11 protein-coding genes are annotated in these 12,561 nt (G+C 64.5%); 4 read left to right on the forward strand and 7 right to left on the reverse strand.

The genetic code is table 11. The features are described 5' to 3' along the window. Positions 1-65: 65 nt before the first annotated feature. Complete coding sequence (gene ddh, locus GWG54_RS05440; protein ID WP_167936811.1) at positions 66-1,004, reverse strand: D-2-hydroxyacid dehydrogenase; 939 nt, start codon at positions 1,002-1,004, stop codon at positions 66-68. Positions 1,005-1,151: 147 nt separating this feature from the next. Here ddh and GWG54_RS05445 point away from each other — a divergent pair, with 147 nt between their 5' ends. Further along, positions 1,152-1,577 carry a PPC domain-containing DNA-binding protein gene (locus tag GWG54_RS05445; RefSeq protein WP_167936812.1) on the forward strand — a complete coding sequence of 142 codons (426 nt, stop codon included), beginning with the start codon at positions 1,152-1,154 and terminating at the stop codon, positions 1,575-1,577. A gap of 47 nt (positions 1,578-1,624) precedes the next feature. Here the strand turns inward: GWG54_RS05445 and GWG54_RS05450 are convergent, their stop codons facing one another. Continuing rightward, complete coding sequence (locus GWG54_RS05450) at positions 1,625-2,680, reverse strand: tartrate dehydrogenase (RefSeq protein WP_167936813.1); 1,056 nt, start codon at positions 2,678-2,680, stop codon at positions 1,625-1,627. A gap of 141 nt (positions 2,681-2,821) precedes the next feature. On the opposite strand from GWG54_RS05450, the gene GWG54_RS05455 reads away from it, so the two are divergent. The 3 genes from GWG54_RS05455 to GWG54_RS05465 all read left to right on the forward strand — a co-directional run bounded on the left by GWG54_RS05455 (position 2,822) and on the right by GWG54_RS05465 (position 6,486). After that, on the forward strand, positions 2,822-3,190 hold the full coding sequence (locus tag GWG54_RS05455) for a VOC family protein (protein ID WP_167936814.1): 369 nt from the start codon (positions 2,822-2,824) through the stop codon (positions 3,188-3,190). A gap of 533 nt (positions 3,191-3,723) precedes the next feature. Next, positions 3,724-5,034, forward strand: a complete 1,311-nt coding sequence (gene aceB, locus GWG54_RS05460; protein ID WP_167936815.1) for a malate synthase AceB — start codon at positions 3,724-3,726, stop codon at positions 5,032-5,034. Between the two features lie 690 nt (positions 5,035-5,724). After that, on the forward strand, positions 5,725-6,486 hold the full coding sequence (locus tag GWG54_RS05465) for an IclR family transcriptional regulator (protein WP_167936816.1): 762 nt from the start codon (positions 5,725-5,727) through the stop codon (positions 6,484-6,486). Between the two features lie 4 nt (positions 6,487-6,490). Here GWG54_RS05465 and GWG54_RS05470 read toward each other — a convergent pair whose 3' ends face one another. From GWG54_RS05470 to GWG54_RS05490, 5 genes are all read right to left on the reverse strand, one after another. After that, the gene (locus GWG54_RS05470; RefSeq protein WP_167936817.1) at positions 6,491-9,457 is read right to left on the reverse strand and encodes an FAD-binding and (Fe-S)-binding domain-containing protein; all 2,967 of its coding nucleotides are present in this window, start codon (positions 9,455-9,457) and stop codon (positions 6,491-6,493) included. A gap of 275 nt (positions 9,458-9,732) precedes the next feature. Then, positions 9,733-9,897 (reverse strand): hypothetical protein, encoded by a 165-nt coding sequence (locus GWG54_RS05475; protein WP_167936818.1) that lies wholly within the window; start codon positions 9,895-9,897, stop codon positions 9,733-9,735. 78 nt (positions 9,898-9,975) lie between these two features. Continuing rightward, positions 9,976-10,392 (reverse strand): cupin domain-containing protein, encoded by a 417-nt coding sequence (locus GWG54_RS05480; RefSeq protein WP_167936819.1) that lies wholly within the window; start codon positions 10,390-10,392, stop codon positions 9,976-9,978. Positions 10,393-10,460: 68 nt separating this feature from the next. After that, positions 10,461-11,960 (reverse strand): tripartite tricarboxylate transporter permease, encoded by a 1,500-nt coding sequence (locus GWG54_RS05485; protein WP_167936820.1) that lies wholly within the window; start codon positions 11,958-11,960, stop codon positions 10,461-10,463. After that, positions 11,961-12,554, reverse strand: coding sequence for a hypothetical protein (locus tag GWG54_RS05490; protein WP_167936821.1), 594 nt, complete (start codon positions 12,552-12,554; stop codon positions 11,961-11,963). Positions 12,555-12,561: the final 7 nt, after the last annotated feature.

The raw sequence follows: 12,561 nt of genomic DNA on the forward strand, positions 1-12,561 counted from the left end.
GTCAGTTCCGGCGCAACTGCCGTCTGGGTCGCGGTTGCGCCGGTAAATCGGTACAGCAATCCGTATCAGGCGACGCGGTTTTTCAACTTTTCCTCCGACTGGTAGCGCTCGACGTTCTCCGCGACGAGTTCCGCGATGTCGAGGTGGTATCGGTTCGTCGCCGACCCCTTGTGCGGGAAGACGATCACGTCGTCGAAGCCCCACAGCGGCGACTCCTCGGGGAGCGGTTCGGTCTCGAAGACGTCGAGGCCGGCGCCAGCGATCGCGTCGGTCTCGAGGGCCTCGACGAGCGCGTCCTCGTCGACGACGGGACCCCGAGCGACGTTGATCACGTAGGCGTCCTTGCGCATTACCTCGAACTCCGCGTCGCTCAGCATGTCGTCGGTGGCCGGCGTGTGGGGGACGGTGAGGACGACGAACCTGGCGTCCTCGATCGCCTCGTGGAGCCGATCGGGTGAGAAAATCTCGGAGACGCCGGGTACCGGCTCGTCCGAGCGACGGACGCCGACGACGTCCATCCCGAGGGCGTCACACCGGGTCGCGGTCGCCTCGCCGATCGTTCCGAGCCCGACGACGCAGACGCGCTCGTTCTCGAGCGTGAACGGTCGTTCGTACGGCGGTTCCCACCATTCCCGTTCGTTCTGGTGGTCGCGGTAGCGGTGGCCCAGTCGGGCCAGCGAGAGCATACAGTTGAGCGCGACCTCGCTGACCGTCGAGCCGTGGATCCCCGAACTGTTCGTGAGCGGAACCCCCTCGCGCTCGTAGGCGTCGGTATCGAACTCGTCGTAGCCGGCGCGGATGCAGTGGACCCAGCCCGCCTCGAGGTACTCCGGTCGCGGGACGTAGGTCGCCACCGCGTCCGTCGGGCCGTACTCGCGGCCGTCGCCGACGAGTTCGGCGGGAATCGGGAGGTCGTCGAACGCCTCGACGAACGCCTCCGGCGGGATCACGTTTTCGACCGACTCGTGGACGTACAGCTGCTCGAGCTCGTGGCGCTCGGTCATACGCTACTCCTTCCGTGGAGGGGAATTGAATGTTGCGTATTATTCAGAATCCGGGGAGAGTGAATACAGTCGACACGGGCCTCAGATCGCGGCGGTTGCGTCGCCACCACCGCAATCTTTTTTGAGACGCGTTGTGCGTATTGCGGTATGGAGTACCAGGAAGTGGAGGCGACGCGGGAGTTCCTCGCGCGACTCGAGACCGGACAGGACTGGCGCGACGAGATCGAGAGCCTCGCCCGGGCGGAGGAGGTCGAGGCGGGCTGGTTCAACGCGATGGGTGCGGTCCAGGACGCCGAGATCTGGTTCTACGACCAGGACAAGGAGGAGTATCAGTCGATCACCTTCGAAGAACCGCTCGAGGTCGCCGCCTGCGTCGGAAACGTCGCGAAACTCGACGGCGACGTGTTCGCTCACACCCACGCCGTCCTCTCCCGGCGGGACGGGGAGACCCTCGCGGGCCACCTCGAGGGCGGCACCGTCTTCGCCGGTGAGGTCCACCTCCGCGCGTTCGAGGAGCCCCTCGTCCGGAACTTCGACGAGACGACGGGTCTGGACCTCTGGCTCAACGAGTAGCTCGAAAACGACTGTTTTCGCGGTGGTCGTGGCGGACGGTGCGATCCTTAGAGCCGAGTCCGCAGATCCCCGACCACGTCCTCGGTCCCGCTCGAGCCGCCCAGATCGGGCGTTCGCGGGGCGTCGGGATCGGCCAGCTGGTCGGTGACGGCGTCCCAGAGGGCGCTGCCGGCGTCCTCCTCGCCGAGGTGATCGACCATCATCGCGCCGGAGAAGACCGTGGCCAGCGGGTTCGCGACGCCGTCGCCGACGATGTCGGGGGCGCTGCCGTGGACGGGTTCGAACATCGAGGGGTAGGTTCGGGTCGGATCGACGTTGGCCGAGGGTGCCAGCCCCATACTGCCCGTGATGATCGCGCCGATGTCGGTCAGGATGTCGCCGAAGAGGTTCGAGGCGACGACGACGTCGAACTCCTCGGGACGGCGGATGAAGTCCATGCTCGCCGCGTCGACCAGCAGACGCTCGACGGTGACCTCGGGGTACTCCTCGCTCACCTCCTCGACGATCTGGTCCCAGAAGACCATGCTGTGGGCCTGGGCGTTCGACTTCGTGATGCTCGTCAGGTGCCCCTCGCGCTTAGTCGCCGCGTCGAAGGCGGCCCGAACGATGCGCTCCGTTCCGGTTCGGGTGAAGACCGCGCTCTGGACTGCGACCTCGTGGTCGTGGCCGGGGTGTTCCTGGCCGCCCATATCGGCGTACTCGCCCTCGGTGTTCTCCCGGTAGACGACGAACTCGATGTCGCCGCCGTCGTACCCCTCGAGCGGGCTCTCGACGCCGTCGAAGAGGATCGCGGGTCGCTTACAGATCGACTGGTCGAACCCCTTGCGGATCGGAAGCAGGAGGTTGTTCAGCGTGACGTGGTCCGGGACGTCGGGATGACCGACTGCCCCCAGCAGGATCGCGTCGTACCCCTCGAGTTCCTCGAGGCCGTCGTCGGGCATCATCGAACCGTGCTCGAGGTGGCGCTCGGTGCCCCAGTCGTACCGCGTGAAAGAGAGGTCGAACCCGTGTCGCTCCGCTACGTCCTCGAACACGGGTCGGGCCGCGTCGACGACCTCCGGACCGATACCGTCGCCCGGAATACTCGCTATCTCGTAGGCCATGGTGAGCCATACCGCTCGACCGTCAAAAAGACTCGGAAAGGGTCAACGACCGCACTTCCCGTCAGCGTTCGCCACTGGCGGGTCTCGGCACCGATCGTCGTATCCAGTGCATTTAATAGGGTGGTTATCCGGGAGAACGGTATGGAGCTCATCCATATCAACGTCAACGTCGCCGACGCCGACGAGACCATCGAGTTCTACGAACAGTTCGGTTTCGAGGAGAGCTGGGAGTTCGAGACGCCGGACGGCGAGACCCACAACCGGTACATCGCCGACGAGAACGGGATCGAACTGCAGCTGTCGGACACCGACGGCGAGGAGAGCTTCGAGGATGGAACGTCCTGGGATCACCTCGCGATCGGCGTCGACGACGTCGACGCGACCTTCGAGGAGATCGACCACTACGGCGTTGAGAAGGAACCGGGCGATCAGCCCGAAGCCGGCGCCCGGACGGCGTTCGTCCACGACCCCGACGGCCGGAAGGTCGAACTCGTCGAGTCACTGGACTGAGAGAATCGGAAGCCGTCGTTCGGTTTTCGGGACCCGAAACGGTAGTTTCCGGTTTCAGAACCCGGAGCTGCCGGTTCCGACTGTTCTCCATTTCAGAACTGACGATAGTCACGAAACGGACCGGGTGAAATTACGAAAATACAAGTGTAAAAATCCACCTTCAGCTTCGGGTACAGAGTACGCGAGTACGGCGTATCGTTCCCTATCTCAGAACACCCGAACGACGGTCGGGAATCCGGCGATTCCGTTTCGAGAGGCGGGCTGTCGCCCTCCGCCAATTCCACGTTCGTCGCCACCCACTTCCTCGCAACCTCGCGTTTGCCGTCCCGTTCGTCGATTCGCGGGAATAATCGTTTCCTATGTGAGAACGATCGAACCCGCTTCGTGTCCGTTCGACTTCGCGCACACGAAAACGTGCGGATCGGGGTGCCGTCGCCTCCCGGTCGATCGCCTGTCCCCGATTACGAGGGCGTTGATCGCAGAACGTTACCACATCATTTTAATATTAGAACGCAATAGATCCAGTCGGACTCATGAGCACGCACACCGACCGTCTACACGAACGAGCTTTCGTGCGGACGTTCTTTACTACCCCGACTGCTGTCGAAGGAGAGGACGACTCCGCCAAGATGCTGCAAAGCGCCGCCCAACTCAGTGGCATGGAGGCGCCGGACGTCTGGGTGCCGGACAACGAGGACGCGACGGCCCCCTCGATGCGCGACGAGGGCGTCGAGAACATGATCGACGTGATCTCGGAGCACGGGGCCGACTTCCCCGGCGAGATCCACCCCCGCGTCGTCTGGCACCGCGAGAGCCCCACGACCCGCTACCAGGGGTTCCAGCAGATCCTGAAGCTGGCTGACCCCGAGAACGGCGCCGTCGACCACCTCGACGGCTTCGTGATCCCTGAGGTCGGCGACATCGACGACTGGAAGAAGGCCGACGAGTTCCTCACCATCGTCGAAAACGAGCACGGCCTCGAGGAGGGAAGCCTCGCGATGTCGGTCATCGTCGAGAGCGGCGAGGCCGAGCTGGCGCTGGGCGACCTCCGTGAGGAGATGGGTAAGCCCTCGAACAACCTCGAGCGCCTGTTCATGCTGGTCGACGGCGAGGTCGACTACACGAAGAGCATGCGCGCGATCACGCCCACCGGCGAGCTCCCGCCGTGGCCGGAGCTGCGACACAACACCTCCCGCGGCGCGAGCGCGGCCGGCCTGATCGCGGTCGACGGTCCCTACGACGACATCCGTGACGTCGAGGGCTACCACGAGCGCATGACCGACAACCAGGCGAAGGGGATGCTCGGCATCTGGTCGCTGACCCCCGGCCAGGTCGTTGAGGCCAACAAGTCGCCGCTCCCGCCGAAAAACGGCAGCTGGCAGCTCGAGGTCAACGACCGCACGATCGAGCTCGACGAGGAGGACGGCCGCCACGTCTACAACGGCGACGAGGTCGAACTCGAGGAGACGGGCGACGACCGGTACACGCTCCGCGTCGGCGGCGACGAACTCGAGCTCGACGGCGAGGAACTCTCCCAGGAGCTGCTCGATATGACCTCCTACATCCCGAGCCTGGACGACATCGTCGACTCGATGGAGGAGTTCGAGGCGGCCAAGGAGGCCGGCAAGGGCGCCATCGCGATGGAACGGTCGGGCACGCTGGTCATCGACGGCGTCGAGGTCGAGGTCAGCAACGACCGCATGTGGGACGAGGCGACCTACCAGGCAGCCCAGACGCCGATCACGCTGTTCCAGGACGTCTACGAGAACCGCCCGGACCAACACGGGGACCTCGAGGAGCTGTACGGTGAGGACCTCGTCGAGCGCGCGATGGTTGTCGGCTGATCGTTCCCGCCGAATCGATTCTTTTGGCCGCTCGCTCGTGCGTAGTTCCGCCGCGATACTGATCGCCGTAACTCGGCCCCGGCTTCCCGACCTTCGGCCAGTCGGGACGGGAACTCGGGACAGTGTTCCGTTCGAGTCGGCGTTCGCCTCCGAGGATCGCGTCGCTGATCCGACGACTTCCCGCAAACCGCGCGCGCCCGCGGGGAACGATTACGTCGGTACTCGGATCGTCGCCTCGAGCCGAGTCGAACGTTCGGTGCGCTCTCCGGCTTTCCGACGGCGGCGTGACTCGACGCCGGTCACGTCCGTTTCCTGGCCGCGCTGTCGCCGGACGTCCCGCCCCGATCGATGGTCCGGACCGCCGATCGGGTCTTCCTTCCGTCGCCTGGGAACACGACGTCCGGGTATAGGCTCGAGGACGGTGCGCAGTCGCTCGGTTCGGAACTCGTCGACGGCTAATCGTTCTCTATCACAGAATTCCTATTGCGATCTAGGCCCCTCGAACGGCCGTGATCCGAACTTCGGCTAACTCGACTGTACAGCCCGAAACACCCGCCCTCGTTACGCACGTGCCGCTCTCGGAGATCGGTCAAACGCTATAAATTACCATCGAGAGGGCCCGAACCGCGGTAAAACGGCGTTCTCTATGAGAGACCAACCTTTATTGGGCTCCGATAACACCCTCCGCGTATGGAAAACAGAGCCAAACACCCGGTCCGCACGACCGAGAAGTCGCTGACGCTGATCGAGGAACTGAACCGTCGCGGGGGCGCGCGGATCACGACGCTGGCCGACGAGCTGAGTATGGGCAAGAGCGCGATCCACAACCACCTCAGCACGCTCGAGGAGCACGGGTTCGTCGTCAAGAACGGGAACACCTACGAGCTGAGCCTGCGCTTTCTCGATATCGGTGGCCAGCTCCGCAGCGAGATGGACGTCTACAGGGTCGCCGAGCCGCAGGTCGAGGCCCTGGCCGAGGAGTCCGGCGAGCTGGTTCACTTCGTCGTCGAGGAGAACGGGGAGGGCGTCTACCTCTGTCGGTCGAAAGGCGAACGAGCCGTCGACCTCGACACCTACGTCGGCTGTCGTCACCCCATGCACAGCTCGGCGTTCGGCAAGGCGATCCTCTCGCACCTGCCCGCCGAGCGCGTCGACGAGATCATCGACCGCCACGGGTTACCCGCGGTGACGCCGAAGACGATCACGTCGCGCGCGGAACTCGAGGAGGAACTCGAGCGCACCCGCGAGCGCGGGTTCGCCGTCGACGACGAGGAACGCCTCGAGGGACTGCGCTGTATCGCCGCGCCGATCCGGTTCGAGTCCGAGGTCATCGGCGCGATCAGCATCTCGGCGCCGACGGCTCGCATCGACGACGATTGGGAAGAAAACGCATTCGTCGATCAGCTCCGTCGCACCGCAAACGTCATCGAGCTGAACAAGTACAAGGTGTAGTCGCCTACGCGAGCGACGCCTCGAGTTTCGCGATCGGGTGCGGCGGCTTCCCGTTGTACTCGTCGCCGATCTGCGTTCTGCAGGACGCCCCTGGAGCGACGACGCCGTCGCCGTCGCTGTCGTCGATCTGACCGAACAGCTGCGAGCCGATTGCCCGGCTCATCGAGTAGTGTTCGGCCTCGTAGCCGAACGAGCCGGCCATTCCGCAACAGCTGCTGTCGAGCGGATCGACGGCGTACCCCGCCCGCTGGAGGACGCCCACGGCGTGGTGGTCCTTCTTCGTCGCCTTCTGGTGACAGTGGCCGTGGTAGGTCAGGCGCTCGTCGACGGGCCCGAACTCGAGGCGGTCGTCGAGGCGGTGGACGTCGAGGTACTCGCAGACGCCGTAAGCGCTTTCGGCGACGTCACTCACGTCGTGGCCGGTGACCAGATCCGGGTAGTCGGACTGGAACATGACCGCGTCGCTCGGCTCGCAGACGACGATGTCCCACCCGTTCCGAACTTTCGGGATCAGGGCGTTGACGTTCTGCTCGGCCCGTTCGCGGGCCGTCTCGAGAAACCCTTTCGAGTAAGCCGGACGGCCGCTGCTGGTGGTGCCCGAGGGGAGGTCGACGAAGACGCCCGCGGCCTCGAGGAGCCGAACCGCTGCCTTGCCGATCTCGGGATCGTTGTACTCCGTGGTGACGTCCGGGAACAACAGGACCTTGTGGTCGGCCGTCTCCGGATCCACCGGCGACTCCCGGCTCTCGAACCAGTCGGTGAACGTCTCCCGGTGGAACGTCGGCAAGGATCGCTCCCGGGCGATCCCGACGGTTTTCTCCAGTACCAGCCGGGCGCCCGGCAGCTTCGTCATGTAGTTCGACAGCGGCGCGGTGGCGCTGCCGAGCTTCGAGAGGGTGTCGATGTTGGCGAACATGCGTTCCCGCAGCGAGGCGCCGTTGCGCTGGTGGTACTCGTGTTCGACCTCGACTTTGAGCTTGGCCATGTCGACCTCGCTTGGACAGTCCTTCGCACAGCCCTTGCAGCCGACACAGAGGTCCATCACTTCGGTGACGAACTCGTCCGAGAAGGCCTCGTCGGGCTCGAGCTCGCCGGTCATCGCCTGGCGGAGCATGTTCGCCCGGCCGCGGGTGCTCGTGATCTCCTCGTCGGCAGCCCGGTAGGTCGGACACATCACGCCCCCGGTTCCCTCCTGGCTGGTCCGGCAGCCGCCACAGCCGTGACAGAGCTCGACCATCCCCTGGAACCCGTTCTCGATCTCCCAGTTGAGGGCGGGCTCGAAGCCGGCCTCGAACTCGCTGTCGGGGCCGAACCGGAGGTTCTCGGTCATGTCGTGATCGCCACAGACCGAGCCGGGGTTAAGCAGCCAGTCGGGATCGAACGCGGTCTTCAGGTCGCGGAAGACGGTCCAGATGTGATCGCCGTACAGCTTGCGGTTCCACTGGGTGCGGGCGCGGCCGTCGCCGTGCTCGCCGGAGACGCTGCCGCCGTACTTCACCGCGAGGTCCGTCGCGCCGTCGGCGATCGCCTCCATCGTGTCGACCCCCTCGGCCGTCTTCGTGTTGACGAGCGGGCGGACGTGCATACAGCCCGGCCCGGCGTGGGCATAGAAGCTGCCGAAGGTCCCGTGTTCCTCCATAACCTCCTGGAAGTCGGTGACGTACTCCGTGAGGTGCTCCGGCGGGATCGCGATGTCCTCGATGAAGGCGATGTGTTTCTCGTCGCCGGTCCGCGAGAGCAAGATCGGCGTCGAGGCCTTTCGCATCTTCCAGAGCCGCGACTGCTGTTGCTCGTCGTAGGCCGTCAGCGCGTCGAACGCGATCTCGCCCTCGCGGTCGTCGATCAGCGCCTCAACCAGTTCGCGGCCCTCCTCCTCGCCGTCGGCGTAGAACTCCACCAGCAGGAACGAACTGGTCCCCTCGGGGAGGATGCCGACGACGTCGGCGAACTCCTCGGTGTTTCGCGCCAGGTCGAGCAACACGTCGTCCAGTACCTCGACTGCCGCGGGATCGTGCTCGAGGATCGCGCCGACGTCGTCCATCGCGTCGAGCAGACTTCGGTAACAGAGCACCGCGACCGACGTCGTGTTCGGGATCGTCTCGAGGGAGACCGCCGCCTCCGTGACGATCCCCAGCGTCCCCTCGCTGCCGACCAGTAACTTCGCGAGGTTGACCGTCCCCGTCTCGGCTTCCTCGACCAGCACGTCGAGGTTGTACCCCGAGACGTTTCGCTTCAGCGTCGGATAGGCGCCCTCGACCTCGTCGCTCTCCTCGTCGACGATTCGAGCGACTTCCGCGTAGATCCGCTCGAGGAGCTCCCCGTCGGGGTCGGCCCGCTCGCGCAGTTCCTCGAGGTCGATCTCGCCGAAGCGCTCGACGGAGCCGTCCGCGAGCACGACCTCCACCTCCTCGACGTAGGCGTCGGTTTTGCCGTACTTCAGGGAGTGTGCGCCCGTCGTGTTGTTCCCGATCGCACCGCCGAGGGCGCTGCGGTCGGCGGTCGACGGATCGGGCGCGAACTTGAGTCCGTGGGGTTCGAGGGTCCTGTTGAGTTCGCCGATCGTGATGCCTGCCTGGGCCCGGGCTCGCCGGGCGTCGGGATCGGTGTCCGTCACCGCGTTCATGTAGCGGGTGAAATCGAGGACGACTGCCTCGTTGACCGTCTGGCCGGCGAGGCTCGTTCCGCCGCCGCGGGGTAACACCGGGATCTCGCGGTCGGCGCAGTAACTCATCACCGCCGCGACGTCGGCGGTGTCGGTCGGGTAGACGACGCCGATCGGTAGCATCTCGTAGGCGCTGGCGTCGGTCGCGTACAGCTCGCGGGTGTACTCGTCGAAGCGGACGTCGCCGCCGACCCGTCGCTCGAGGTCGTCGACGAGATCCGGGCGTTCCGTCGTGTCGTTTCGGTAGTCGTACTTCGCGCGGCGATCCGTCGCCGGATCTCCGTCGGTCGGTCTGTCGTGTGTAGCCATTATACTCGGTGTCCGTTCTGGATCGGTCCGATCGCAAGCGAAACGCATCAGATCAGGAGGCGTTCGAGGCCGTTCGTTCCTCGCCTCCGTCGGTAGCGGTCGGTCGGTGGGAGGCGGCCGCGGTCGGGGAGGACCGTCGGTTCGCCCACCGACGATAGGTGCGTCGGGCGGTCGTCGGTCCCTTGCTAATCGCTTGCATGTCTTGTGCGTGATACTGTTACCCGAGCGGTGCCACATAACTGTTGTGCCCTCCGCCGGTGGCCCGGTGGCGACTCTCAGTCAACGTAGCCGCCGTTCGCCCGGTAGACGACGACAAGATACGCTGCAACGAACAGGAATACCGTCGCATAAAGCAGCGACCGGGCGTAGAGGCTGTAGACGAACGCCACCGCGTTGAGCAAGATACCGCCCAACACGAGTCCTCGTTGCAGCCGTGGCATGGATCGGGATACGGTAATCCGTCCCTTAAGCGCGGTGATCGAACTCGGCCTCGAGCTGTCGTTCGAACGGTATTTCTCTCACTCGTCCGGGAAGTTGTCGACCGCGTCGTCGGTCGTCTCGAGCTGGTGAACCGGGTACCGGCCGTCCTGGGGCCAGCCGACGGCGAGGAGCTTGCACGGCTCCTCGAAGGGGTTGTAGAGCACGTGCGCGCCCCCTTTTCCCTCGTCGAACGCGACGAGGCCGTCCGCCTCGAGCGTCACGGTTTCGTCGACCGTTCTCGCACGGCAGGAGCCCGAAACGACGTAGAACAGCTCCTTCTGGTTCTCGTGGTAGTGGAAGTGGTTCTGCGAGAGGCGCTCGCCCGCCTCGAGAACGGCCACGTTGACGTTGAACGCGTCGATACCGAGCGCCGGCGAGGCCTCCCAGCGGTTTCCGGGCTTGTCGGGATTCGCCTCGAGTTCCTCGAGTGTGACGTGTTGCCAGCCGTCTTCCATAGGCGAAGGGTAGGATGTCGGAACTTAGCCGTTTCGGTTCCGACGGTTGGCCGGAGTCTCGAGGGTGATCAGCTGCTGCTGACCATTCGTTCGGCTCGTCCCTTCACGAATGGACCCAGCAGGATCGCCAGGATCGCCAGCGACAGGAGAAACGACAGCGGCTGGTCGATCGGATTGATGAAGATGGTGTACTCGCCTCCCGAGATCTGGAGCGACCGGAAGAAGTTCTCCTCGGCAATCGGTCCGAGCACGATTCCGAGCACGAACGCGATGATCGAGTAGTTGTTCCGGACCATGTAAAATCCCAGAATCCCGAGCGCGATGACGGCGCCGACGTCCCACCAGTTCTGGTTGAGAGTGTACGCTCCGGCGAACGAGAGGACGACGACCATCGGGATGATCACGTTCGTATCGAGTTCGGTGATCCGGCTCGCGAAGGGGATCAGCGACAGCCCGACGGCGAGGATGAGGACGTTGCCGAGGAACAGCGAGATGAACAGCGCATAGGTGATATTGAGCTGGTCGCCGAAGAGAACGGGTCCGGGCTGGAGTCCGTGCATGAGGATCCCACCGAGCAAAACGGCGGTGGAGCCGCTTCCCGGGATTCCGAACGACAGCGTCGGAATGAGCGAGCCGCTGACGGTCGGATTGTTCGCCGCCTCCGGCGCGATGACCCCGCGAGGATCGCCCTCGCCGAACTTCCCGTCCTTGGTCGAGGAACGAGCCTCCTCCGCGTAGGCGACGAACGTCGAGGTCGTCGCCCCCGAACCGGGGATCATTCCGATCCCCATGCCGATCAGTCCGGATTTGATCGTCGTGACCGGATACTTGAAAATCGTCATGATGCCCTTGCGGACGCTGCCCGCGAGTTCGACGTCGTCGTCGGAGATCTGCTCGCGCGCGGCGAGTTTCATCATCTCGGCGAACGCGAACATCCCGATCAGCGCCGCCACGAAGTCGATCCCCTCGTAGAGGCCGAACTGACCGAACGTGAACCGCGGGCGCGGACTGAGGATTGCGGTTCCGATCGTCGAGATCATGAAACCCAACGCCCCGGCGACCAGGCCTTTTACGATCGATCCCTGAGTGACGATCGTGATCAGCGAGATGCCGAGGATCGCCAGCAGGAAGTACTCCGGTGAACCGAACGCGAGGACTACTTCGATCAACACCGGCGAGAGGACGACCAGCAGGATCGCCGCGAGAAATCCGTTCAGTGCCGAGGCCGTCGTCGCGATCGCCAGCGCGTTTTTCGCGAGCCCGTTTTTCGACATCGGGTAGCCGTCCAGCGTCGTCGCCGCTGCCGATTCAGTCCCCGGCGCGTTGATCAGTATCGCCGAGATCGAGCCACCGAACATCGCGCCACTGTATATCGCGACCAGCAGGATGATCGCCGCCGTCGCCTCCAGCGGAAGCGTCAGCGGGAGCACGATCGCCATTCCGACCGGTGAACCGATACCCGGAAGGGCGCCGAGGATGATGCCGAGAAGCAAGCCGACGGTCAGCCAGAGGAGCATTTCCGGGCTCGTCGCGACCACGAGCCCCTCGAGAAAGGCGTCGACTGCCATCTACGCACCACCTCGAAGCAGTAGCGACGTGCTATCGATAAGCGTCGGAACGAGCGGACTGAAATCGAAGATCTGGCCCTCGTCGAACGGCATCACGAGGTACAGTATGAACAGGTAGATGACGATCGTTCCCGCCGCGGCCAGTCCGAGACCGACGATCGGATTCACCCGGAACCAGAGGGTGTACCCGAGGATGTACAGGGGAGTGACGAAGAGGAAACCAGCCGCCCACCCCGCGACGAAGTACAGGACCGCCGTCGAGACCATAAACACGGTCTCGTTCACCTCGTACCCGTACTTCGAGCCGAGCGTGTCCTTCCCGGTCTTCTGGTCTGACTCCCGTTCGTCCAGCGAATCCTCCTCGTCGCCAGCCTGCTCGACGACCTCCGACTCGTCGGAACTGGTGATGCTGACGCTCTCGGCGACGAACGTGTAGAGGGGGCCAGGAAGGTAATTCTGTAGCAACAGCAACAGCGAGCCGATAAAGACAGCCGACGCGGTTAGCTGGGGAAACACGCGAGCGTCGTCCGGATAGTCCGCGATCACCGGCTCGATAATGAACACCGCACTGAGGACGAGAAACGTAACGAGCATTATCCGT

This window comes from Natronococcus sp. JC468 (assembly GCF_012163165.1).
In the GTDB taxonomy this organism is placed as follows: domain Archaea; phylum Halobacteriota; class Halobacteria; order Halobacteriales; family Natrialbaceae; genus Natronococcus; species Natronococcus jeotgali.